The 23,860-nt window shown below is 45.9% G+C and carries 23 protein-coding genes; 14 read left to right on the forward strand and 9 right to left on the reverse strand.

Going from position 1 to position 23,860, the window contains the following annotated elements:
• Positions 1-261: 261 nt before the first annotated feature.
• The 10 genes from rpmH (at position 262) to JG770_RS02425 (ending at position 9,271) form a co-directional block, all read left to right on the forward strand.
• Complete coding sequence (gene rpmH, locus JG770_RS02380) at positions 262-396, forward strand: 50S ribosomal protein L34 (protein WP_291954701.1); 135 nt, start codon at positions 262-264, stop codon at positions 394-396.
• Between the two features lie 9 nt (positions 397-405).
• On the forward strand, positions 406-777 hold the full coding sequence (gene rnpA, locus JG770_RS02385; RefSeq protein WP_291954705.1) for a ribonuclease P protein component: 372 nt from the start codon (positions 406-408) through the stop codon (positions 775-777).
• The gene (gene yidD, locus JG770_RS02390) at positions 774-983 is read left to right on the forward strand and encodes a membrane protein insertion efficiency factor YidD (RefSeq protein ID WP_291954708.1); all 210 of its coding nucleotides are present in this window, start codon (positions 774-776) and stop codon (positions 981-983) included. The genes rnpA and yidD overlap by 4 nt, the downstream gene beginning before the upstream one ends.
• A gap of 22 nt (positions 984-1,005) precedes the next feature.
• Positions 1,006-1,725 carry a YidC/Oxa1 family membrane protein insertase gene (locus JG770_RS02395; RefSeq protein ID WP_291954710.1) on the forward strand — a complete coding sequence of 240 codons (720 nt, stop codon included), beginning with the start codon at positions 1,006-1,008 and terminating at the stop codon, positions 1,723-1,725.
• A 6-nt stretch (positions 1,726-1,731) separates the two neighbouring features.
• Positions 1,732-2,352, forward strand: coding sequence for an RNA-binding cell elongation regulator Jag/EloR (jag, locus tag JG770_RS02400; protein WP_291954713.1), 621 nt, complete (start codon positions 1,732-1,734; stop codon positions 2,350-2,352).
• Positions 2,353-2,417: 65 nt separating this feature from the next.
• Positions 2,418-3,821, forward strand: coding sequence for a tRNA uridine-5-carboxymethylaminomethyl(34) synthesis GTPase MnmE (gene mnmE, locus JG770_RS02405; RefSeq protein WP_291954716.1), 1,404 nt, complete (start codon positions 2,418-2,420; stop codon positions 3,819-3,821).
• An 8-nt stretch (positions 3,822-3,829) separates the two neighbouring features.
• Positions 3,830-5,704: a tRNA uridine-5-carboxymethylaminomethyl(34) synthesis enzyme MnmG gene (mnmG, locus tag JG770_RS02410; protein WP_291954717.1), complete on the forward strand. Its 1,875-nt coding sequence runs from the start codon at positions 3,830-3,832 to the stop codon at positions 5,702-5,704.
• Positions 5,705-5,714: 10 nt separating this feature from the next.
• Entirely contained in the window at positions 5,715-6,437 is a 723-nt protein-coding gene (gene rsmG, locus JG770_RS02415; RefSeq protein ID WP_291954720.1) for a 16S rRNA (guanine(527)-N(7))-methyltransferase RsmG, read from the forward strand.
• Positions 6,438-6,478: 41 nt separating this feature from the next.
• The gene (locus tag JG770_RS02420; RefSeq protein ID WP_291954722.1) at positions 6,479-8,239 is read left to right on the forward strand and encodes a B12-binding domain-containing radical SAM protein; all 1,761 of its coding nucleotides are present in this window, start codon (positions 6,479-6,481) and stop codon (positions 8,237-8,239) included.
• 60 nt (positions 8,240-8,299) lie between these two features.
• Positions 8,300-9,271 carry a polyprenyl synthetase family protein gene (locus JG770_RS02425; protein WP_291954725.1) on the forward strand — a complete coding sequence of 324 codons (972 nt, stop codon included), beginning with the start codon at positions 8,300-8,302 and terminating at the stop codon, positions 9,269-9,271.
• Positions 9,272-9,451: 180 nt separating this feature from the next.
• Here JG770_RS02425 and JG770_RS02430 read toward each other — a convergent pair whose 3' ends face one another.
• From JG770_RS02430 to JG770_RS02445, 4 genes are all read right to left on the reverse strand, one after another.
• Positions 9,452-10,618, reverse strand: coding sequence for a tetraprenyl-beta-curcumene synthase family protein (locus JG770_RS02430; protein WP_291954728.1), 1,167 nt, complete (start codon positions 10,616-10,618; stop codon positions 9,452-9,454).
• 40 nt (positions 10,619-10,658) lie between these two features.
• Complete coding sequence (locus JG770_RS02435) at positions 10,659-11,303, reverse strand: phosphoribosyltransferase (RefSeq protein ID WP_291954731.1); 645 nt, start codon at positions 11,301-11,303, stop codon at positions 10,659-10,661.
• A 97-nt stretch (positions 11,304-11,400) separates the two neighbouring features.
• Complete coding sequence (locus JG770_RS02440; protein WP_291954734.1) at positions 11,401-12,246, reverse strand: ParB/RepB/Spo0J family partition protein; 846 nt, start codon at positions 12,244-12,246, stop codon at positions 11,401-11,403.
• A 2-nt stretch (positions 12,247-12,248) separates the two neighbouring features.
• Positions 12,249-13,028 carry an AAA family ATPase gene (locus tag JG770_RS02445; RefSeq protein WP_291954736.1) on the reverse strand — a complete coding sequence of 260 codons (780 nt, stop codon included), beginning with the start codon at positions 13,026-13,028 and terminating at the stop codon, positions 12,249-12,251.
• A 294-nt stretch (positions 13,029-13,322) separates the two neighbouring features.
• Here JG770_RS02445 and JG770_RS02450 point away from each other — a divergent pair, with 294 nt between their 5' ends.
• Positions 13,323-13,913 (forward strand): hypothetical protein, encoded by a 591-nt coding sequence (locus JG770_RS02450; protein ID WP_291954738.1) that lies wholly within the window; start codon positions 13,323-13,325, stop codon positions 13,911-13,913.
• 298 nt (positions 13,914-14,211) lie between these two features.
• Here the strand turns inward: JG770_RS02450 and noc are convergent, their stop codons facing one another.
• Complete coding sequence (noc, locus tag JG770_RS02455; protein WP_291954741.1) at positions 14,212-15,066, reverse strand: nucleoid occlusion protein; 855 nt, start codon at positions 15,064-15,066, stop codon at positions 14,212-14,214.
• A 179-nt stretch (positions 15,067-15,245) separates the two neighbouring features.
• On the reverse strand, positions 15,246-16,106 hold the full coding sequence (locus JG770_RS02460) for an AraC family transcriptional regulator (RefSeq protein ID WP_291954743.1): 861 nt from the start codon (positions 16,104-16,106) through the stop codon (positions 15,246-15,248).
• Between the two features lie 123 nt (positions 16,107-16,229).
• Between JG770_RS02460 and JG770_RS02465 the strand changes: the two genes are divergently transcribed.
• The gene (locus JG770_RS02465) at positions 16,230-17,309 is read left to right on the forward strand and encodes a uroporphyrinogen decarboxylase family protein (RefSeq protein WP_291954745.1); all 1,080 of its coding nucleotides are present in this window, start codon (positions 16,230-16,232) and stop codon (positions 17,307-17,309) included.
• A gap of 41 nt (positions 17,310-17,350) precedes the next feature.
• On the opposite strand, the gene JG770_RS02470 is transcribed toward JG770_RS02465, so the two are convergent.
• Entirely contained in the window at positions 17,351-18,058 is a 708-nt protein-coding gene (locus tag JG770_RS02470) for a CvpA family protein (protein WP_291954747.1), read from the reverse strand.
• Positions 18,059-18,383: 325 nt separating this feature from the next.
• Between JG770_RS02470 and yyaC the strand changes: the two genes are divergently transcribed.
• Complete coding sequence (yyaC, locus tag JG770_RS02475) at positions 18,384-18,944, forward strand: spore protease YyaC (RefSeq protein WP_291954750.1); 561 nt, start codon at positions 18,384-18,386, stop codon at positions 18,942-18,944.
• Positions 18,945-18,947: 3 nt separating this feature from the next.
• Here the strand turns inward: yyaC and JG770_RS02480 are convergent, their stop codons facing one another.
• On the reverse strand, positions 18,948-19,448 hold the full coding sequence (locus JG770_RS02480; RefSeq protein WP_291954752.1) for a DUF4446 family protein: 501 nt from the start codon (positions 19,446-19,448) through the stop codon (positions 18,948-18,950).
• A 306-nt stretch (positions 19,449-19,754) separates the two neighbouring features.
• On the opposite strand from JG770_RS02480, the gene JG770_RS02485 reads away from it, so the two are divergent.
• Positions 19,755-21,161, forward strand: coding sequence for an ammonium transporter (locus JG770_RS02485; RefSeq protein ID WP_363320884.1), 1,407 nt, complete (start codon positions 19,755-19,757; stop codon positions 21,159-21,161).
• A gap of 14 nt (positions 21,162-21,175) precedes the next feature.
• On the opposite strand, the gene JG770_RS02490 is transcribed toward JG770_RS02485, so the two are convergent.
• Positions 21,176-23,614 (reverse strand): U32 family peptidase, encoded by a 2,439-nt coding sequence (locus JG770_RS02490; RefSeq protein ID WP_291954753.1) that lies wholly within the window; start codon positions 23,612-23,614, stop codon positions 21,176-21,178.
• Between the last annotated feature and the right edge of the window lie 246 nt (positions 23,615-23,860).

Raw genomic sequence — 23,860 nt, forward strand, 5'->3', positions numbered from 1 at the left:
TTGAGTACGCCTACGCAATATTTCAAGGCGTTCTCCGGCTTTATATCACTTGCATCGCTTTATATTACTCATTTCAGCTATATATTACGAATTGAAGTTCTGTTGATTCGGAATATGGTCAGGCTTGGTAACTGCTCATCTTATGGCTCATATGTTTCGGGCGCGGTGAAAAATATTGTTTGAAGGATTGCCAAATATCAAGACATAGGTTATAATAAAACGATGTAATATATTATTAGCTTTACAGGAGGGTTGTTTAACATGCTTCAAACGTATCAGCCGAAAAAGAGGCATAAACAAAGGGTGCACGGCTTTATGGCCAGAATGAGCACCAAAAATGGTCGGAAGGTTTTGAAACGCCGCAGACAAAAGGGCAGAAAGGTATTATCTGCCTGAGTGTATAGCATGCCAGGATGGAATAAGGATAACAGGCTAAGGCATAATAGGGAGTACAGGGTCGTTTATAGAGTTGGAAAGAGCGTGGCCAATAAGGATATAGTATTATACTTTGCCAGAAATAGGCAGAGCAATGTAAGAGCCGGCTTTTCTGTCAGCAAAAAGATAGGTAAAAGTGTTGTGCGCAATAGGGTGAGGCGCTTGATCAAAGAGGTTTTCAGACTGCATATAAATGATATAAAACCGGGCTATGACCTGATATTTATAGCCCGCACCGGAAATAAAAGTCTAAAATATGACGATATGGAACGCGCTGTGCTGGATGTATTGAAAAGGGCCGGATTGTATATCGATAAAAAGAATAGGGTTGATGAAATATGAAGTATATATTGATGTTTACCATAAGGTTTTATCAGAGGTATATATCGCCGCTGAAACGTCCCAGCTGTAGGTTTTATCCTACGTGCTCCCAATATGCCTATGAAGCCATATCCAAATACGGGGCGTTGAAGGGTGGATTTATGGCTATAAAACGCATATTGTCTTGTAATCCATTTAATCCCGGCGGTTATGACCCTGTGAAATGAGAAAAATAGAGGAGAAAATTAGATGACTGCTGCTTTAGCATCGGTTCTCGAATGGATAAACGGAATGGTGGGGAGTTATGCTTATGCTATCATTATATTCACTATATTGATACGCACTGTGCTAGCGCCGCTCGATATAATGCAAAGACGTTCCACGGACAAGATGAATGCCATTCAGCCGAAAATAAAAGAATTGGAAAAGAAATACGGAAAAGATAAGCAAAAGCTCCAGCAAAAAACGATGGAGCTGTATCAGAAGGAAAAAATAAACCCATTGGGCGGTTGCCTACCTGCTATAGTACAAATGGTACTTCTTATTATGTTATTCGCTGTTATAAGGGAATTAGTAGGTACGCCTGATAATCCGGGCGCTCTGGTGGGGCAGAGTTTCTTATGGATCAAGGATATAAGCCTGCCCGATGCTTTTTGGGTGACCACCAAGGCGGGTGAGATAAACGGTTATTTCATATTGCCGGCGTTATCGGGTATTACTCAATATCTGTATATGAAGCTTTCCATGCTACCGCAGGCGTCGTCATCGGCGCAACAGCAGAATCCCATGGGTTGCAGCCAGGAAACCATGAGCATATTTTTACCGTTGTTTTCAGTATATATAACGTCTACCTATGCTTCGGCTTTTGCTTTATACTGGGTTGCAAGCAATATATTCCAGGTGGTGGAGTTTTTGATTATAAGGCCTAAAAACACAAGTGCAGTACCGGAGACGGTAAAGGAGGGTTAATATAGAATGCGTTTCGTAGAAGCCACTGGCCGTACCGAGGAGGAAGCTATTCAATCGGCTTTGGACGAGCTGAACGTATCAAGGGATGATGTGGATATCGAGGTATTGGAACCGGCCAGCAAGGGCATATTAGGGTTATGGGGTTCTAAGCCGGCTAAGGTTAAGGTTACGGTAAAAGATAAAAAAGCCGATAAAGCAAAGGAATTTTTGGAAGGCGTTATAGAACGCATGAAAGTCGATGCCAGCATTGTGGTGGAACAGCGCGATGACGGCGATGTTATAATGAATATTGAAGGCGTAAGGATAGGTCGTTTGATAGGGCATAGGGGAGAAACGCTGGATGCCTTGCAATATTTGGCTAACTTGGCATGTAACCGCGATGGCGAGGAGCAGGGCAAGATAATATTGGATGCGGAGAATTATAGAAAAAAGAGAGAGCAAGCGCTTGTCGACCTTGCATTTAAGATGGCGGATAAGGTAAAGCGCACGCACCGTAGGGTTGTATTGGAACCTATGAGCGCATATGAAAGGCGCATATTGCATACGGCGCTGCAGGACGATCCGGATGTGACGACGTATAGCGAGGGTATGGAACCGCGGCGCAAGGTCGTTATAACATTGAAATAGAAGCTTTTTTGCTTAAATGCTCGGTATGATAGATACTGAGCATTTATTATATATGTGTAAATGTGATGGAGGCGATAAATATAATATTTTCGGAGACCACTATAGCGGCCATATCCACGCCAATAGGCGAGGGTGGTATAGGCATAGTACGCTTAAGCGGGCCAAAAGCTATCGATATAGCTGATAGTATATTTATAAATATAAAGGGCCGGAAGATAAAAGATGCACCGAATCGGAGCATATTGTACGGTCATATAAAAGATCCGGTTAGCGGCCACGATATAGATGAGGTACTGGTCAGCGTTATGCGCGGGCCACATTCGTATACCGGCGAGGACGTGGTAGAGATAAGCGGTCACGGCGGCATGCTGCCTTTGCGAAGGGTGCTGGAGGCCGCTGTAAGGGAAGGGGCTGTTTTAGCTCAACCCGGTGAATTTACAAAACGCGCTTTTTTGAACGGACGAATCGATCTGGCGCAGGCTGAATCGGTCATGGATATAATATCGGCTAAAACCGACGTGGCCCTGACTAGTTCCGTTATGCAGCTCGAGGGCAAGCTGTCGGAGAGTATAGAAAAGATAAGGGCTGCGCTTTTGGATGTGCTGACGCATATAGAAGCGCTTATAGATTATCCCGAAGAGGATGTCGATGAATTGAGCGCGGCGGATATGCGCAATAAGCTCGAAGGCGGGTATGACGACATAGAAAAGCTACTGGCTACGGCCGATACGGGCCGCATAATCCGCGAAGGTTTGAAGACTGCTATAATAGGCAGGCCTAATGTCGGCAAATCTTCGCTCCTGAATGCGCTGCTCAAGGCGGACAGGGCCATAGTTACCGATATACCTGGTACTACGCGCGACTTAATAGAGGACTATGTCAATGTGAACGGAATAGCGCTCAATATCATAGATACAGCCGGTATAAGAGAAGCGGCCGATGAGATAGAACGCATAGGCATTGAGAGAACGCGCGAGGCTGTTTACAGGGCCGACCTTGTTATATTTACGCTGGACGGATCGCAGCCCTTGCATCAAGACGATAGGACTATAGCGTCGCTTATATCCTCTAAACAAGCCATAGTCGTATTGAACAAATCAGACCTTGGAATGATGGTAACAGAGGCTGAGGTGAACGCTGTTTTACCCGATGTACCGGTGATAGAAATGTCGCTTAAAGAAGGACATGGTCTCGAGGATTTGGAAAATGCGATAACAGATATGGTGTATCATGGCAAAGTTATAGCGTCGGATGAGGCTATGGTGACCAATGTAAGGCATAAAGAGGCTTTGATGTCGGCTGCCGAGGCACTGCAGAGATGCTTGGCTTCCATAGACGACGGTATGCCTATGGACCTTGTATCCGTCGACTTAAAAGATGCTATAGAGGCTCTGGGCCTCATAAGCGGAAAGACGGTGGAGGATGAAGTGGTAGACAGGATTTTTGAACGCTTTTGTGTGGGGAAGTAGATATTTACATGGAATTTGAATTAAACACATACGATGTGATAGTGGTCGGCGCAGGCCATGCGGGATGTGAGGCGGCCCTTGCATCGGCGCGAATGGGCTGCAGGACGCTGGTATTAGCCATAAATTTGGATAGTATAGCCATGATGGCATGTAATCCGTCTATAGGCGGCACATCCAAAGGGCATCTGGTACGCGAGATAGATGCTTTGGGCGGGCAGATGGGTATAACCACGGATAAAACAACCATACAGGTGCGTATGCTTAATACGTCAAAAGGTCCGGCGGTGTATTCGCTGAGGGCTCAGATCGATAAGAAGGCTTATCAGGCTGTTATGAAGCAAACGCTGGAGCAACAGGATAATCTTGATGTAAAACAGGCCGAGGTGGTGCGCCTTTTGGTTGAGGAGGGCGCCGTACGTGGTGTCGTGACGCATACAGGTGCGATATATCGCGCCAAAGCTGTAATATTGACCACCGGCGTATATTTGAACGGTCGTGTGATAATAGGCGAGGTAAGCTATAGCAGCGGCCCCAACGGTATGTTTCCGGCCACGCATCTGTCGCAGGACCTTTTACTTTTAGGTATAAGGCTGCAGCGCTTTAAGACGGGTACGCCGGCCAGGGTAGCCGGCCGCAGCATAGATTTTTCAAAGATGGCGTTGCAGTTGGGCGATGAACCGCCCGTACCGTTCTCATTTATGGATGATAAACTGGATGTCAGGCAGGTGCCGTGCCATCTGACATACACCAACGAGCGGACGCATGAAATAATAAGGAGAAATCTGCATCGATCGCCGCTTTTTTCGGGCGATATAAAAGGTGTGGGGCCGCGATATTGCCCTTCCATTGAGGATAAGGTGGTGCGCTTTGCCGACAAACCCAGCCATCAGATATTCATAGAGCCGGAGGGATTGAATACCGATGAGATGTATGTCCAAGGAATGTCCAGCAGCCTGCCCGAGGATGTGCAGATCGAGATGTTGCGCTCGATAGCCGGTTTGGAGCATGTTGAGGTAATGCGGCCGGCTTATGCCATAGAGTATGATTGCATAGACCCGACACAGCTCAAACTGTCGCTTGAGCTGAAGCATATACGCGGCCTGTTTACAGCCGGTCAGATAAACGGCAGCTCGGGCTATGAGGAGGCCGCGGCCCAGGGCATTATGGCCGGCATAAATGCCGCGCGCATGATACAGGGCAGACCGCCCGTTATATTGGACCGCTCACAGGCCTATATAGGCGTCCTTATAGACGACCTGGTCACCAAGGGTACTGCCGAGCCGTATCGCATGATGACATCGCGCGCCGAGTACCGCCTTTTGCTCCGCCAGGATAATGCCGATATGAGGTTGACGCCTGTAGGATATGATATAGGATTGGTCGGCGCTGACCGCTACGGGCGGTATTTGCTTAAGAAGGATCAGGTGCAAAGTGAGTTGGAGCGCTTGAAAAGTACCATTATAGCGCCCGATGCGGAGGTAAACGAGCTTTTGGATAAGCTGTCCAGCCAACCTGTAAAGACCGGCATAACCCTCTACGATCTGATCAAGCGGCCCGAGATAAGCTATGCTATGCTGGCACCTATCGATAAGGGCAGACCGCCGGATCTGTTACCGCAGGCTATAGAACAGGTGGAGATTAATATCAAGTATGAGGGCTATATCGCCAGACAAAGGATGCAGATAGAGCGGTTTAAGAAGATGGAGGACCATAAACTGCCCGACGATATAGATTACGCCACCATAAAAGGCCTGCGCATAGAAGCGCGCCAGAAGTTGGACAGGATAAGGCCGCAGTCGATCGGGCAGGCATCGCGCATATCGGGCGTGTCGCCCGCCGATATATCAGTGCTGCTTATATATTTGAAGCAGCACGGGCTGTAGAGGGATATCAATGGAAGATGTGAGGGCTTTTTTGAGGGACGAGGCTTTAAGATGCGGTATATCGCTGGATGATGAGGCTGTGGATAGATTCATGGCGTATAAGGATATGCTGATCGAATGGAATGAGCGCATTAACCTTACTTCCATAACCGATGATATGGGTATAATAATAAAACATTTCATAGACAGCCTGCTGTGCTGCGGCACCGGGGTTATACGACCGGATGCCCGCCTTATGGATATAGGTACGGGGGCGGGTTTTCCCGGCCTGGCTCTGAAGATAGCCTTTCCGTCGCTTAAGGTATGCCTTATGGATTCGGTGCAAAAGAAATTGAATTTTCTAGACTATGTCATAAAGGCGCTTTCGCTTGCAGATGTCGAGCTCATATGGGGGAGGGCAGAGGATTATGCCGGCAAGAAAGGGTATAGGGAGGCTTTTGACGTAGTGACGGCCAGGGCGTTGGCCTCTCTGCCGGTGTTGGCCGAGTATTGCCTGCCATTTGCCAAATTAGGCGGATACGTGCTGTGCATGAAAGGGCCGGATGTGGATGATGAGCTGGCCAAGGCGGGTAAGGCCGTGAGCCTTATGGGAGGAAGGCTGGGCGACGTGCTGCGCGCCGAGCTGCCCATGTCTGGCGGTGAAAGGCGTATAGTGGTGCTCAATAAAGTCACTCGTACGCCCACCGCTTATCCGCGCCGCGCCGGTATACCGTCCAAAAAACCGATAATGTAGGCCTTGATTTCCTTGGAAATATCCTTTGTGAGGCGAAATAGATGTTTATAAAATTAATAGCGCTAAATTCCAGTTTTACCCATACTGCGGTGGCCCTATATCAGCTCGAAGCGGCCGCGACTGGCATAGGTAATATAAAAATACAAGAATTTACAATAAATGATGGAATAGATTATGTTCTTGGAGAAATATATTCAAGCAGGCCGGATGTAGTTGGATTTTCATGCTATATATGGAATATAGATATGATATGGCGGCTATGCTCGGCGCTTAAGAAAGTATTACCGGATGTTACGATAATACTGGGCGGTCCTGAGGTATCATATGATGCCAGGGAACTGCTCGAGCGGCATAATGAGGTCGATTATATAGTATGCGGCGAAGGAGAAGGGGTCTTTGCAGAACTGCTAAAGCGGTTGAAAGATGGCAGGAGGTTAGCCGATGGGATAGAAGGCGTATACTATCGCAATGGCGATGTTATTTGCGGTGCTGGTTTTGCCGTAGTGGCTCATATGGATGATATACCTGGCATGGCCGATGCCGTGGACCATATAGACGCCGCAAACAGGATAGTGTATTATGAAACCTCGAGGGGTTGCCCTTTCAAGTGCTCATATTGCCTGTCCTCCACCATCGATGGCATAAGGTATGTGCCTATGGCTCGCGTCAAAGATGATCTTATACGTATAATGCGGTCAGGCGCAAAGCAGGTCAAGTTTCTGGATCGTACCTTTAATGCTCATAAACGCCGCGCCATGGATATATGGCGCTTTATAGCCGATTATGATAAAAGACCGGAAGGCATGAGGTTTCATTTTGAGATATGCGCCGATATAATGGACGACGATATGCTGGCATTTCTTTCATCCATACCCAATGGATTGTTTCAGTTTGAGATAGGCATACAGTCAGCAAATGATTTATCCCTTGAGGCCGTCGGGCGCCGCGTTGATTTGGATCACCTGGCGCATGTCGTCGGTATGCTGGCGCGGTGCGGCAACATACACCTGCATTTGGATCTCATAGCCGGACTGCCAAAAGAGGATCTTCAATCATTTGGCCGTTCCTTTGATTATGCATATGAATTGAGACCGGATGTCTTGCAGCTTGGTTTCCTGAAGCTACTCAAAGGTTCCGGGCTGCGTAATACGGCTGAACGATTCGGTTATGCATACGACGACTATCCACCATATGAGGTGCTGTCCAATGACAGCATAAGTTTCGATGAGCTTTGCAAGCTGCACTGGGTAGAAGATGTGTTGAATAAATACTACAATAGCGGCAGGCTGGTACACACGTTGAACTATATCATAAAAAACTTTCATCGTAGCGCTTTTGATTTTTACTGCCTGCTGGGCTGTTATTGGCATGATAGAGGCTATTACGGATACAAGCATAGGGATGAGGCATTGTACAGTATAATGGCGGATTTTGCCCGCTGTTCCGGTTATGAGCCTATTGGGCTCATACATGAGCTGATTCGCCTTGATTATCTCTTTAAGCATCCGGCTATGTCGCATCCCACGTGGACGACGCCTTCGCGCGATGAACGAGCAAAAGCCGTGCAGAGGGCCATTCTCGATAATGAATGCATCGTGCGGAAATATATGCCGCATTTTGTGGATGTTGATCCCAAGCTTATAAGAAAGTATGCATATGTGGAGCATTTTGAATACGATATACCATCCATCATTTCCTCCGGTTATACCGCTCAACCTGTGTCAAAGCCGGTATGGCTGCTCATAGATACCGTTGCCGGCAAAGTCTTTGATGTTTCACGTGAAACAACCGCTGGGGAATAAAATTATATATTGATGAGCAAAATACCTTGATGTATATAGCATATAAGGAGACGTTTCTTTGTGATACAGGTTAAGGGATATGATATACCGCAGATAAGCCAAGGCTTGGCATGTGTGGAGGATGAACTGTCGCATGCGATAGAGGAAGGCGACGATAAAATTCGAGGTATGCTCAGCGGCCTTTTTGATGGTGGTAAAAGAATAAGGCCGAGGCTGGTCCTGTTATCGGGCATGTGCTTCGGCGAGATGAATGAGAAAATGATACATGCAGCGGTTGCGGCTGAGCTTATTCATACGGCATCGCTGGTCCACGATGATATCATCGATATGTCGGATTACAGACGGAATAATCCGACTATAAACAGTATTTTCGGCAATCATGTCGCCGTATTGGCCGGTGATGTTCTTTTTGCTAAGGCGTTTGAGATTCTGTCAGAGCATGGACTTATAAACAGCATGCTTTATTTCGTAAATGCCATACAGAATATGTGCTCGGGAGAAATAGTACAATCTTGCAGAAGATTCGATATAAGCGTTACCGAACAGGATTATATGGACTACATAGACAAAAAGACGGCATCTCTAATATGCGCATCTTGTATGGCCGGCGCGCAAAGTGCAGGAGCCGGCAGTCGTGAAATAAATCTGATAGGATCGTTTGGCTATAAGATAGGTCGGGCATTTCAAATTACGGATGATATTCTCGATGTCACAGGGGATAAAAAGACGCTCGGCAAATCGGTCGGACAGGATGTAAGCGAGGGCGATATAAGCTTGCCTTTTATTTATATGTTGGCCAAAAGCGATAACAGCGGCAGGTATGCGGATGCGGTGAATAAAAGAGCATTGGATGCCGATCTAAAGCAGGGCATGATAAACGATGCTATATGCTCGGGTGCGGTGGATATGGCGCAAAGCAAAGCCAGGCAGTACGTAGATGAGGCCGTTGAATTGCTTTATCAGCTACCGCATAGTATCTATAGGCAGGCGCTCATAGCATTGGCGCTAGATATCATCGGCAGACAGTTCTGACGTGCAATGGGCCTAACCGGATGCAAGATAACTTCGTTCGATGAGCAAGGTGCCTCTGGATGCTACTGTAGCCGATGCTGATGGGATCGCGGCTTTGGTGGAACAGCAGGGAAGCGTCAAGTCATGCCACAAACGCAGATCTTCGCTTACCGGTCGATAAAGACATGCATACAGCGGTGCTCAGAGCCTGCCCATGCGCCTTATCAGCTTGCATATGCGGTATAAGAGCTGTGCATAATTTTCAGAAGCATTTATGATTCCTTGAGTGTATTTTATGTGCTCATTTGCTATGGCTTTAGGATCGGAAAGGTACATAGCCAGAAGGCCATCCACCACCATTCTATGGAATGATGCCTCCTTTAAGCGTGCGATGGCGTTCAGCGATGCCGCATAGAAGCCTTTTATGTGTTTTTCGCAATCCTGATCATCGTTATAGTAGCTGACGAAATTGAGATCCCCGTTTCCAGCGTCGTCGTATAGGTCGATATAATAGTCGAGCAGTATATGTAAACCGCATATCCATGGGAAATATGCGTCGTATATGTCTTGAACGGTTTCGGCGCGGAGGTTTGCATCGAAAGCGCATGCCACCAGCACGAATATGCCTAGCGTTGAACCGCTTGCGGCGGCGAATTCCCACCAGTTGAGATTGGGATAGCCGGAGTCGATATGCATGGCTGACCAGCGGATCAATTTATCTTCCCTGATATCATGCGCCAGATGCTTATAGATCTGCAGGTTGGAATAAATTCCGGCCAAATACAATATCTTATCTTTGATTACCTTATATGCCGGTATAAGGTTTACAACATTTTTGCATTCATTTACAAGATATCGAAGATAGCCTCCATCCTGGCTGTACGGATAACAGCTGTAATAGTCGCCGAACCGCTCATCGGGCAGAAGTGCATCGGTCATTGCCAGATGTAAATTTCTAAATGCTGTTTCATCGAATACGCCGCTTCTGTCGCATAGATTGTCCAGATAATCGCTTATAGTTTGATAAGCAACTATAAAGTTTACCATTTTATCGACGTCGGTATGTGGATAGAGTGCATAAATACTTCCGCCCTGACAATGGAATTTTTTTGTGGCTATGCTGTCCAGAGCTTGTTTGGATAATGTCTTATCGGGCATATGCCGGGCTATGCCTGCATATGTTTCCAGTTGTTTATCAACCAGGGGAAATACGTTAAATATAAAATCATATATTTTGCGGGACTTATATAAAAATTCTGCCGGGGCCAATATTCCATCACTCCTGTCAAAGTTGTCTCTTATCGATTTAGTCTCTGCGGTTTGGCGAAGTTTATACCGGGACACGGCCCCGTTTCCCGAATTCAGCATGAAAGTCAGCCTAACAGAAGAAGCGAATGGCGAATAGGCGTCATTGTTTGGGCGCGTTGATCGACTTATCGCATAATTCGATTACCATATCATCGGTTATCTGTTCAAAATCTTTATAAAATTGTCCTACCGCGTAGAAGGTGTCGGGCTCATGAAGGCATATCACATTATAATGCCTTCTTAATTCCTTCAGGGTTTCACGCGGGGCCACCGGTACGGCTATTATTATGGATGAAGGTTGCTTGCTTTGTATGCTGTGGAGCGCCGCTTTTAATGTCATGCCGGTAGCTATACCATCATCGGCTAATATAACGGTTCTATCTTTTAGATCGGGATAAGGGCGGTTGCGACGGTAAAACTGCATTCGCCTTTGGCTTTCTTCCAATTGGCGTCTGGTTTCCGCATCCAGATAATCCGGATGAACGTGCATGATATGTATTACCGTTTCATCATAAAAAACCGTGCCATCGGGGGCCACAGATCCTATGGCTATCTCCGGGTCCATTGGGGAGGGAATCTTGTGAGGGGCTATTATGTCTAATGGGCAATGCAGGGCTGCAGATATTTGATATGCTACGATAACCCCTCCTCTGGGTATACCTATTACTATAGGGTTCTTGACAGATAACCTCAATAGTTCTTGGGCCAATAGCTGCCCGGCCTGCTCTCTATTATCAAACATCATAATCGATCCGGCGTAAAACGCCGGCCTACCTCCTCTCTTTTGACGATTTTCCCTTTGAAATGAGCATTTTCGCCAAAATGTTTCACGTGAAACATTTTTACTTGTTTAACACATCCAATATTCTATAAAGATCTTCCGTATCGTAATATTCGATCTCTATACGGCCCTTTCGCTTTCCCGATATTATATTTACCTTGGTACCTAACATACGTGATAGTGAGTCTGCATATTCCTGAAATGGCGTGTGGGGGTTTTTATTGCGCTTATCCGATCCATCATGCCCTTTATTTTGATGCTTTATGAGTTCTTCAAGCTCGCGCACCGTAAGCCCTTTTTCTACCGTTGACTTGGCCAAGCTTTGTTGCAACTCCTCAGACTCGACCGATAGCAGAGCGCGGGCATGACCTGCCGATAAAAGGCCTTCCATTATCATGCCTTGCACACTTTGCGGTAGATTGAGCAAGCGTATGGTATTCGCTATAGCTGAACGACTTTTGCCGACACGCGCTGCCAATTCCTCCTGGGTCAGATCGAAGTCATCTATTAATGTCTTCAGGGCCATGGCTTCTTCTAAAGGATTAAGATCCTCCCTTTGAAGGTTTTCTATAAGCGCTATCTCAAGAATTTCTCTGGTATCGAATTCCTTTACTATAGCAGGAATAGTTTTTAAGCCGGCCATTCGGGCAGCACGCCAGCGCCGCTCGCCTGTTACGATCATATACCGGTCGTCGACAGGTTTGACGGTTATCGGCTGTATTACGCCGTACTGCTTTATGGATTGAGCCAATTCGTTCAACGCATTTTCATCGAAAAACTTGCGCGGCTGTAATCCGTTAGGATCTATATCGGATATACGCAGCTCCTGTATTTCATGCTCGCCCGTTTCATTTACGGATTCGGGTATCAAAGCTTGAAGACCTTTTCCCAATGCGCGTTTAGGCATACTTATATCGCCTCCTCATCTTCAGTGGCTTCTATGACCTCTTCGGCCAAATCGGTGTAAGCTTCGGCTCCGACACATTTAGGGTCATACAGGATGATAGGCAGGCCATAGCTCGGCGCTTCACCCAACCGTACATTGCGCGGTATAATGGTTCTATACACCTTGCTGCGGAAATATTTTTTTACCTCATCCACAACCTGTATGGATAAATTAGTCCTGGCATCGAACATGGTGAGCACCACACCTTCTACCTCTAGCGAAGGGTTTAGATGCTTTTGGACCAGTTTTACGGTATTCATAAGCTGACTCAAGCCCTCCAGGGCATAGTATTCGCATTGTATGGGAACCAGTACTTTGTCGGCCGCCGTCAGGGCATTTATGGTGAGCAATCCGAGGGACGGCGGGCAGTCCACCAGAATGAAATCGTATTGCTCCTTGATCGGTTGCATGGCAAACTTCAGGCGCTGCTCCCTGGACAACACCGATACCAATTCGATTTCTGCGCCGGCTAATTGTATATTCGACGGTATTATGGACAAGTTTTCAACATTGGTCGGGACTATGGTTTCTGTTATATCCATATCGTTTATCAAGACATCGTATATTGATTTTTCCACCTTCGCCTTGTCCACGCCAAGCCCGCTGGTAGTATTGCCTTGTGGATCAATATCTATGGTCAGCACCTTTTTACCTGCCACGGCCAGACAGGCGCTGAGGTTGACGTTAGTGGTAGTCTTCCCTACGCCGCCTTTTTGGTTAGCGATAGCTATTATTTTAGACATATCTTCCATCTCCAATTAAATATCACATTATAATTATACATTATTTAAGCTATTAATGAAAGATATATTATTGATCAGAGAAGCAAAAATACTTCGATACGGTCAACCAAAGCAAACTCACAACTTATTGAAGATATACTTGACTTTAGATGGGGTTTGACGTATTATGGAAATATGGATAAGAGCTTTGCTTTTTCTAAAGTAGGGAAGGAAATGATCCCATTGGAAGAAGTATAAGCAAATACCTGGCTGTCGGCAATTGGTTATATGAAAGAACAATCTATTAATAGGGGGATGAGTTTTGATATGTCTACTAGCCAAAATATTATAAAGAAGTATATGCGCCGCCTTTTTGTTTTCCTTTTCACTGTATTTTTGGGTTCAACGTTACTGGCATGCAATACAATTTCTACGCCGCCAAACAGTACGTCAAATTCACAGGAAAACCCAACGCCGAAAATGAATGAACAAGTAAGCGAATTTTTACGGGAACATAATTTAACTTTAGCGGATAAGCCTGGATGGATTCCCAGCGAAATATTGGATTATAGTGATCGTACGGATGAAAGGTTCAACAATAAATTGAATGATAATATAAAGGGTTATATTGTCTCCATAGACGATGATAAAATCGGTATAAATGAAGTTACCTGGATTTCTAATACCGATGAAGATAGTGGTTTTAAAATAGAAGATCCATCGCCGGAGGTAATACAGTATCCGCTGGCACAAGATGTTGAGGTTTGGGTTCTCACTGAAATGGTGCATATTCAAGTTCCATTTCAGGATTTAAAACCGTATATTGAGAAATATGAGTATACATTGTGGAATATTGGTGTTAAAGAAGGCAAAGTAATAACTTTAATAGAACAGTACGTACCATAAGCCAACTACTCGGCATGTAGAGGCGCCGGCTTGGGGCAGCGCGAGGCGGCAGTCTTATGTCCCCAAGCCCGGTTGATTAGCCTTAGCTCCTCGGGACATTTTAGGCGAACGGGCTATGTTATACCGGAATGGTTTCGTTAACCGAATAGGTATTTGGAGTATTCCGCTTGTAGAGGGAAATCTTCGTCCATAGCAGACTCAGTCTGCGGCATCAACAAAACGATGTCATCGGATATCTTCTCTATAGATGCCGCAGGCCAACTCGGATAACCGCCGTTCGAGCCGAATAGCTGCAAGGTCAATGCTTGGCTATGCAAATGGTTATTTCCACTACATCGTCCTTTTCTTGCTGATCATAAGTCACATTAAGGCCGCTATCGCTTATGTTGCCTATAAGTTGCTTTAAACTATTTATGAATAGCCGTATATCCTTATAAGCCCTTATCATCCGGCCTTTGTGCAGACTCACATTTTGAGATTGCGGCTGACACAGCTTGTCCACAATTCTATCCACAAGCTCCTCGGTTTTTTTAACATTCAGCCCTTTATCGATTACCTGCTTTAATGCATCTATTTGTAAATCCGATCCCGGGAGCCGCAATAATGCCCTTGCATGGCGCTCGGTAAGGTTGTTTTCCACAATCATTCGTTTGACCTCGACGGGCAGCTTGAGCAAACGCAGTTTATTGGCGATTGTTGATTGATTCTTACCGATACGTGCGGCCAATTCCTCCTGAGTCATATTATGATCTTTGAGCAGGCTGTAATAGCCCTCGGCTTCCTCGATGAAATTCAGGTTCTCTCTTTGGAGATTCTCTATCATAGCCAACATGGCAGAGTCTTCTTCCAAAGCATCCAGCACTATAGCCGGTATCTCCGTGAGGTTTATCATTTTACAAGCCCTTAGCCTTCTTTCTCCCGCTATAAGCTCATAAGAAGAATTACCCATACGGCGCACCGTTATAGGTTGAAGCAAACCATATTGCTTTATGGATTGGGCCAACTCATCCAGAGAAGCCATATCGAACTCTTTGCGCGGCTGATACGGATTAGGCCTTATAGCGTCTATAGGTATCTTTAATATAAGCGAATTGTCGTATGCGTTGTCGCCGTTCTTTGGTTTATCCCTTGTAACCCCTTTTAATGATAACATGATAAACACCTCCATATTATATATTCTACATAAGATTGAAAAATCCTTCTTTTGGAGCAAATTTTTTTATTTTGAGCTTTTATTGGCGATTAGGCTAATATATGACCATGTATATACAAATATCGCATGATATCGCACGATATCGCGCATTTTCGATATAATTCGCATAAAATCGAGCGTTATTCCACCCAAAATCGGCGAAATTTCGATGGGGTTGTTCCCACTAATTTTTTGAAGTTCCTTATATAATTGTTGACATTAGTGAAGCCTACAGCCAGAGCTATCTCATTTATGCTCATATCCGTATCTCTCAATAATCTTTTGCTTGTGTCAATTCTGTATCTGATCAGGTATTCGTGAGGGCTGGCGGAGGTATGGGCCTTAAATATCCTGGAAAAATGGAATGGGCTTAAATGCACGGCCGATGCTATATCCGGCAGGTCTATCGGCTGATCGTAGCGGTTTCGTATATAATCTATGGCATTGTTTATTATTTCGGTATAATGTTGATATTGTCCCACATAAAACTTCTGTGAGCGGATAGCAAGGCAGGTCATTATACGCATTATGAGCATGGATAACTTTATATCTGCTTGAAAATCAGTGCCGCTTATTATATTGTGTATATCGTTCATAACGTCGGTGATCTCCGAGGTATCATCTAAATGAACTATATTTAATCCGGAACCGTTTATTATATCAAAATAAGGACGGCATCCGGAGCCGGCAAAATGCATCCATTGGAATTCCCAATAATCTTCTGGGCCGGTACCGTAATATTGGGACTCGCGGCAGTCTATAAAGAAAATATCGTTTTTGTGTAATGTGTGCCTTTGCCCGCGATATTCCAAAAATCCGCACCCATCTACAGTATTTATCAGAAGAAAATCTTCTTGGCCTTCTCTTCTGGTAAAATAGCCGGCTTTGGCCTTGAAATAGCCCCATACGTTCAGGTAGAACGGTAACTGGAGAAAGGCCGCGGAAGGCGTATATGGTATTGACTCGGAATCAGCGCTGAAATTCAATTTAAAATCTATCATGTATTTCACCTCGACAGCAAAAAAAGTATATTTTCCGACAATAATAGATGATGACGCAGAATACTAAAGTATTCTATAATATCATTATATTATAAATCGGTATGAAAGGATAGGGGATTTTTTATGAATGCCAGGGAAAGATGGTATAATACGTATCATTACAAGAGCGTGGACAGGGTGCCGGATTATGAATTCGGCTACTGGGATGAAACTTACGATATATGGCATGAGCAAGGACTACCGGAATATATCGACAATGAGGCTAAAGCTAACGAATTCTTTGGGTTTGACTATAAGGAAGAAGCACCGATTAATGTGGATCTTTGCCCCCATTTCGAATACACCGTATTGGAGGAAACTGAAACGCATTTGATTATACGCGATGTAGACGGTGTAAAGTGCGAGGTCAAAAAGGATGGCACATCGTCAATACCGCATTTTTTGGAGTTTCCGATAAAAAGCCGCCAGGACTGGAATGAATTCAAAAAGCGCTTGGATCCGTCATCTCCGGACAGATATCCGTCAAATTGGGAAGAACTGAAACAAAAATGGGCTGACCGGGATTATCCGCTCGGCATACATTTCGGCAGTTTATTCGGACGGCTCAGGGATTGGATGGGCCTCGAGAATATAGCTGTCATGATGTACGATGATCCGGTACTTATCGAGGATATGATGGAACACCTTACCGAATTATCATTGAGCGTGATGGAGAAAGCACTAAATGAGGTGCAATTTGATTTTGCTTCCGGATGGGAGGACATGGCATATAATCACGGGCCCATGATATCTCCGGCTATGATAAAGAAATATATGGTGCCGAGATACAAACGCATAACTGATGTGCTGCACAAGCACGGCATAGATGTGATATATGTGGATTGCGATGGCAACATCAACGAGATGGTACCGCTTTTTCTAGAAGGCGGCATAAATTGCATGTTCCCGATAGAGGTTAATAGCGGAACCGATCCGGTAGAATTAAGGCGCAAATACGGTAAGGATATATTGCTGCTGGGCGGCGTCAATAAAATAGAACTGAGTAAAGGTAAAAAAGAGATAGAAAACGAAATAAAGCGTATAGCTCCGGTAGTGGAAGAGGGAGGCTATATACCGCATGTGGATCATAGATGCCCTCCAACAGTGTCATATGAAAATTATTTATACTATTTGGAGCTCAAGCGTAAGGCATTTTGCAGCTAATATAATTAAGTCCGGCGCATTTCACATGTACCGGACTTATGCTATATCAACGCGCCTATCACACCGGTTATGATGTTGTGCTGATAGAAAAATCGGGCAAAGGCCGAGGATTCAATAGCGTCCAATAAAAAGCCCACCGGCATGACTATCACAGCAATATCCAATAAGGCGAATATTACCATTATTATTAATATGCCGCGGAGAGCGCCCAGACCAAGACCGGCCACACCATCCAACTGTTTCAATACGGGCAGATCGGTTATATGACGTGCTACTGATATAGCTATGCCTATAATTATTCGCAGACCTATCAATATTATGATGAAACTTATTATATTCAGTATTATATTTCCGAACATCACATCGAAATATTTACCCAGTTCATTGCTTCCCAATTGATTGAATACTTCAGTATTGGCATTATCCGCTAATAAATCGCCCACAAAAGATGGTAACCCGTGTTGTTCCATGATATCCTTTATAACATCGGGGTTGACCGATACGGGGGAGGCATGTTTCAAGGCAGCAGTGGGGATTTTAGATGATCCTTCGGCGTAATATATGATAGTATCCAATAAGTGAAACCTGTTGTCTAGATATTGAGACAACCTGGGATAGAATATCAATGCGCCGAGCCACGATATAAAAAATCCTGCTATATTAAGTACGGCTACTACAAATCCCTGGTACATACCGGCTAAAGCGCTTATGCCTATGACCAGCAATATGGCCAAATCTATGTAATTCATCATATCCTCCTTTCATATTTATGGGGGCGCTGCTATGCGTCCCATTTGCTGCGTAAAGGGCTTGCGACACCCGGTGTCGCCGAGTCTCTCCTCGCCAATGTCAGCGGCCGGCGCGTCCGCACAGCACCGCCTCTACGCAGCCACAGCGGTTAGACAGGAGAAACAATAGTTTGTTTTGCACTATAATGATATTATTAATTGGCGCTGCGGTCAATAGGTTATTTTTGTATTTGCAGCAATTTATAACATAAATGAATTTTTAATCTGTTATCTGGGCAAACTTAAAGCATCTCAAAGGCATATGAAAGAACGAGGAGAAGACCGGATGTTTTTGGACAGCACCGAATTATCGATAGATACCAGTAAGCCACACGCTACGGTGGAATTTACTGATTCATTTGGATATATGTTTAACAGCTTATACGATAAAAAAGATAGGGATATAATAATATTGTGTATCGGCACCGATCGTTCTACAGGGGATTGCCTGGGACCGCTTATAGGGTATAAGCTGCAGATGCTCAGGTACAGAAATATACATGTGCACGGTACGCTGCATAGCCCCGTACACGCCAAAAATCTGAGCGAAACATTGAATATGATCCAAAGCGCATACATAAAACCGTTTATTATAGCCATAGATGCGTGTCTGGGCAAAATGGAACGCATAGGATATATAAACTTAGGCGCGGGCCAGCTCAAGCCAGGTGCCGGTGTAAATAAAGAGCTGCCGCCTGTGGGCGATATGTATATAGCCGGCATAGTCAATATAGCCGGCTATATGGAGTATATGATGCTTCAAAATACGCGCCTGAGCATGGTTATGAAAATGGCTGATATAGTAACCAATGGCATACAGTATACATTATGGAAACATGGGTATTAGCAATCAGCGCTGTTCCATGGCCAGGTTAAGAACCTCCTGCTCCTCATCGGACAGGGCGTATGGCGATTGGCCGGCCTTTACAGGTTTGGCAAAGGTGGTGGAGGCATTTCTCCCAAAAAGGCCCGTAAGTATATAGCCATCATTCAGCCCATCTAATAAGGCTATAGAAAAGCTTTGATCGCTGCCCATCTCATCAAAGGGATTATAGCGTATCACGGCCACTTTTTGGACACATCGCAGTATGCGCCTATCAAGCTGCTGGCCATGCTGTTTTAATTCTTCTACAGTTTCCATGGCCCCTTCTATCCTGGCAAGATATTCTTCCAGAAGAGCCTCCAAATTTTTGTTATCGCTTCCGCGCATGAGGCGGCGATATTTCCTGAGCAATTTGCCAGTTCGGCTGATGTTGATTACTAAAATTATAAGGGTTATAAGCATCAATAAAGACAATATAAGCAATATAACGCTGCTATGTAGTTCGACAAAATCCAAAATATAATTCACTGCTGCAATCCTCTCCTATTAAACTCTACACTTATGAATTATACACCAATGATATACCTTTAGAAAAGTGGCAAATGAAACATAATCCGGGAAGGATCAGGACAGCGTGAATATCCGCAAATAGCTCGTTAAAAATTCCTATTGCGCACTTTGCAAGATTGATGTATAATTGATTCATAATTGAATATCGATGAGGCAACGATGCCTTGATTTGTGAGCGAAGGCGCTCTTGAAAAGACGGATGTTATCTGTGCTTATTCAAGGGCGCCTTTATTGCATTTAAATATTTTTAAGAGAGGGTAAGAAATGAAGAGGTTTGCAAAACAGCTATGGCGCTGGATTTATTTAACGGGTGCATTTATGATGATGCCGGCGATGGCGTTGGCCGCTGAAAGCGATGTAGGAATGAATGCCGGTGATACGGCTTTTGTGCTGATATCGGCGGCGCTGGTGATGTTTATGACACCAGGTTTGGCCTTATTTTACGGGGGAATGGTACGCCGCAAAAATGTCCTGAATATGATAATGCAGAGCTTTATCATAATTGCTATCATATCTATACAATGGATATTTGGCGGTTACAGTCTTGTATTTGGCCCCGATCACGCTCATATAATAGGAGACCTGTCGTGGTTCGGCTTAAATGGCGTAGGGCTTGAGCCTAATCCGGATTACGCCGCTACCATACCACATCAGGCATTTATGATATATCAGCTTATGTTCGCTATAATAACGCCGGCACTTATAACAGGCGCTTTTGCCGAGCGCATGCGTTTTCCTGCATTTATCGCATTTACGGTGCTATGGTCGTTTTTGGTATACGATCCTTTAGCCCATTGGGTATGGGGTGTCGATGGCTGGCTTCGCAACCTGGGGGCATTGGACTTTGCGGGAGGCAATGTGGTCCATATAAGTTCGGGCGTTTCGGGGTTAGTGCTGGCGCTTTTATTAGGCAAGAGGCAAAAGAATACATCTGCCCCCTTTCTGCCACACAACATGCCTATGATCGTGTTGGGGGCCGGCATATTATGGTTCGGATGGTTCGGCTTTAACGCGGGCAGCGCCCTTGGGGCCAACGGCATAGCTGTAAACGCTTTTGTTACCACCAATACGTCGGCGGCGGCCGCGGCACTGTCGTGGGTTGCCATAGAATGGATGCGCAATGGCAAGCCGACTGTATTCGGCGTGGTAAGCGGAGCAGTGGCGGGACTGGTATCCATAACGCCGGCAGCCGGGTTCGTCAGTGCAGGTTCGGCCACAATTATAGGTTTGATAGGCGGAGCCATGTGTTACTTTGCCGTAAGCGTCGTAAAGACCAAACTGGGGTACGATGATGCGTTGGACGCTTTCGGCATACATGGCATAGGCGGTATGTGGGGTGCCATAGCTACAGGATTATTTGCGTCCAAAACGGTCAATCCGGCGGGCGGCAACGGCTTGCTGTTCGGCAATCCGGCTCAATTGGGTATACAGCTTACAAGCGTTGCAGTTACTGTTATGATGGCTGTGGCGATGACATTTATCATTGCCAAACTCGTGGCCGCTTTCACGCCGCTTAGAACATCCGAAGATGAAGAGGACGTCGGTATGGATATAAGCCAGCATGGTGAAGATGCCTATCCGGAGGCTATGGCGGCGGCGTATATGCGTTATGCGTCAAAGAAAGAACCGCTGGAAGTCGTGCCGCAGCGCGAGGTGAATCAGCGGGCCTAAGATATGCGCGTTTATTATTCTACGCCGCGGTAATAATGTCCTCTGGTCATGTTGCTGCTGCACAGGCCTTTGAGCCCATCGTCATCGCTGTCTAGCGCCTTTTTATAAAGGGATACGATGCGTTCGATGCCTTCACCGTCATAGCCGCTGAGATCGAGACGTAGGCTGTAAGGATGAAGCGGCAGCAGATCTTTTATTTTATCGGCCATGCATAATTCATAGGCGTTGAGTATTTCTATATAGCAACCGGATTTGTTGAGATATGTGCGAACGGGTAAAGATTTGCCCTTCCTGTCGCGTAGGCTGTAGCTATGCTTTATGCACTGTTTGGAACAAGTCCGCCCATGGCTCAAATGCGCGGCTATCGCACCTATCGGGCAGCCCTCGGCTACCATCAAAGGCAGGCGACCGTGAATTATGAGCTCCATCGGTATAGGGCTGCCCGATGAGAGAACGCGTATCTGATCCAGCGTCAGCTCGAGCGACGGCGTAAAGCGCCTTATGCCCATGCAGGCGTAAGCGGCCGCGGCGCTGCTGTTGAATATGTTAAGGGGAAAATCGCCGTATATAGACTCTATACCGGCATCTTTGGCGCATCTTATCTGGCCTGTATCCGATACCAGCACGCCATTGTAGAGATTCCTTGCCGATGCCAGAGAGTCTTTTATATTGTCCAGATCCCGATCGCGGGCTATGCGGGGCATAGCCCATATTACCGGTATGCCGGCGTCGTGGCATAGCAATACCCACGGCATAGCGCGTTGGCCTACAGCTTGCATGGCGTTCAGGCGCAAGTATATACCGTCGGCGCCGGCCTTTATAGCCGTTCCGATATGCTCGGGTTTATCCAGCATTACGTATATAAGCGGTCTTGCCGGAACGTTTACGCCTGCGGTTTCAATATGGCCGGAAGGGATTGCGGCAGTCTTTCTGTGCGTTTGATCTATTATCTCTTCAGCCAGTTGCTCAAGGGTCTGCCTTCGCATATCATTTACGGCTGATATTGGCAACCAGGCATTGGGCGAAAGCTTGACTTCTATGCTGTTAAATCTGAAAGGCATATCGCCCACCCTGTTTATCTGCGCTGTAATGTGCTCTTTTTGCAACGGCGCATGCTCGGCCTGTTGTACGGTTCCGGCACCCGTACATTTTACATAATGGCCGTTGCTATCCCATACCTCCATCGTAGGGAACCGGCCCTCCGCTATAGCGATGCGGGCGTTTACATCGATGCGGCGCTGTGTGGTTTTTAGCCATGCCTTCAGTTTTTTATCCAACTCGGCATCCGATGTCTTGTAAACATTTGCTCCCGGTCTAACCGGTTTATCGGTGCGTATAAACACTTCCTGACCGGTATCGGCCTCCCTTATGGCTTGACCATTGCGCGTCATATAAGTCACTATTTGTCCGTGGCTGTAAGCGCCGTCCCTTATCTCTATGCCATCGCCCAGCGATAAAGGCGCTTGCAATCCAAGGCCGATCATGTGGCGGTGTGGATTATAGGACTTGGCCATACCCAGCGGCACCCCCCAATTGTCGGGTTTTTCGGGGGATATCATGTCGATACCGCTTTTGCCGTAAATATATCCTTTGGAAAATCCGCCGCGATTAAAGACCTGCATAAGCTGCATCATATCCTCCGGGTCTATCAAAGGCCGGGTATCCGCTGCCAGCCTGTCCAGCGCTTTGCGATATTTGCTCGTGACCACCGCCACATACTCCGGGCTTTTCATGCGGCCTTCTATCTTTAATGCTGTTACGCCGGCATCAGCCAAAGCGGACAGATCCTCTATAAGGCATAGGTCCTTCATGCTCAAAAGATATTGAGGCGGATAGGACATCCCATTTTCATCCTGCAGGCTGTATAACATGCGACAAGGCTGGGCACATCGGCCGCGGTTGCCGCTGCGGCCGCCCATGAAACTGCTCATCAGGCACTGGCCGGAATAAGCATAGCACATGGCACCGTGTACAAAGGCCTCTATTTCTAAGCCGCTGGTCTGCGCCATATGCGATATTTCCTCCAGCGATAATTCACGTGCCGGTACCACCCTTTTAAATCCAAAATCCTTAAGCATAGTAGCGCCATATGCATTGTGTATGGTCATCTGTGTGCTGGCGTGCAATGGCATATCAGGCAAATATTTCTTGACAAGCGACGCTATGCCCATGTCCTGTACTATCAAACCATCGGCTCCAGATTCGTAGAGCATTTCAAGATATGATAGCAGCATATTGAATTCATCATCGCGTACCAATGTGTTTACGGTTATATATACTTTAACGCCTCTGAGGTGGGCGTAGTTCAAAGCATATTTCAAGCTTTGGTCGTCGAAATTGCCGGCGTACTGGCGTGCGCTGAAAGCGCTGCCGCCCATGTAGACAGCGTTGGCACCGGCTTTTACAGCTGCCTCGAAAGCGTCCATGTCGCCGGCCGGAGCCAGGAGTTCCATCGTATTAGCCATTTTCGTAAATTACAGCATCCTCTTCCATAACGATTTGATAGGCTGATATGCCTACCTATCCTATAATTATATTACCTTTGGGTGAAAGAAACAATCTCGCTTATATCCGTTATATGGCATGGAATGAAGCAGTGCCAATAGCGTAAAAAGATGCTATAATATATACAGCATTGACATTAAACTTAAAATAAGCGAGGGCATATGGATATACCGATAATAGAGAATTTCGGACTA

Source organism: Mahella sp., assembly GCF_020054945.1.
Taxonomy (GTDB): domain Bacteria; phylum Bacillota; class Clostridia; order Mahellales; family Mahellaceae; genus Mahella.

Coding starts and splice junctions, on each gene's coding strand:
- JG770_RS02490 (WP_291954753.1), bottom strand. CDS start 23,614: ATGGAACTCCTGGCTCCGGCCGGCGACATGGACGCTTTCGAGGCAGCT.
- JG770_RS02445 (WP_291954736.1), bottom strand. CDS start 13,028: ATGTCTAAAATAATAGCTATCGCTAACCAAAAAGGCGGCGTAGGGAAG.
- rnpA (WP_291954705.1), top strand. CDS start 406: ATGCCAGGATGGAATAAGGATAACAGGCTAAGGCATAATAGGGAGTAC.
- noc (WP_291954741.1), bottom strand. CDS start 15,066: ATGTTATCATTAAAAGGGGTTACAAGGGATAAACCAAAGAACGGCGAC.
- JG770_RS02465 (WP_291954745.1), top strand. CDS start 16,230: ATGAATGCCAGGGAAAGATGGTATAATACGTATCATTACAAGAGCGTG.
- JG770_RS02460 (WP_291954743.1), bottom strand. CDS start 16,106: ATGATAGATTTTAAATTGAATTTCAGCGCTGATTCCGAGTCAATACCA.
- JG770_RS02430 (WP_291954728.1), bottom strand. CDS start 10,618: ATGCTGAATTCGGGAAACGGGGCCGTGTCCCGGTATAAACTTCGCCAA.
- JG770_RS02420 (WP_291954722.1), top strand. CDS start 6,479: ATGTTTATAAAATTAATAGCGCTAAATTCCAGTTTTACCCATACTGCG.
- mnmG (WP_291954717.1), top strand. CDS start 3,830: ATGGAATTTGAATTAAACACATACGATGTGATAGTGGTCGGCGCAGGC.
- rpmH (WP_291954701.1), top strand. CDS start 262: ATGCTTCAAACGTATCAGCCGAAAAAGAGGCATAAACAAAGGGTGCAC.
- JG770_RS02435 (WP_291954731.1), bottom strand. CDS start 11,303: ATGATGTTTGATAATAGAGAGCAGGCCGGGCAGCTATTGGCCCAAGAA.
- JG770_RS02470 (WP_291954747.1), bottom strand. CDS start 18,058: ATGAATTACATAGATTTGGCCATATTGCTGGTCATAGGCATAAGCGCT.
- rsmG (WP_291954720.1), top strand. CDS start 5,715: ATGGAAGATGTGAGGGCTTTTTTGAGGGACGAGGCTTTAAGATGCGGT.
- JG770_RS02450 (WP_291954738.1), top strand. CDS start 13,323: ATGAGTTTTGATATGTCTACTAGCCAAAATATTATAAAGAAGTATATG.
- yidD (WP_291954708.1), top strand. CDS start 774: ATGAAGTATATATTGATGTTTACCATAAGGTTTTATCAGAGGTATATA.
- JG770_RS02440 (WP_291954734.1), bottom strand. CDS start 12,246: ATGCCTAAACGCGCATTGGGAAAAGGTCTTCAAGCTTTGATACCCGAA.
- jag (WP_291954713.1), top strand. CDS start 1,732: ATGCGTTTCGTAGAAGCCACTGGCCGTACCGAGGAGGAAGCTATTCAA.
- JG770_RS02395 (WP_291954710.1), top strand. CDS start 1,006: ATGACTGCTGCTTTAGCATCGGTTCTCGAATGGATAAACGGAATGGTG.
- mnmE (WP_291954716.1), top strand. CDS start 2,418: ATGGAGGCGATAAATATAATATTTTCGGAGACCACTATAGCGGCCATA.
- JG770_RS02485 (WP_363320884.1), top strand. CDS start 19,755: ATGAAGAGGTTTGCAAAACAGCTATGGCGCTGGATTTATTTAACGGGT.
- yyaC (WP_291954750.1), top strand. CDS start 18,384: ATGTTTTTGGACAGCACCGAATTATCGATAGATACCAGTAAGCCACAC.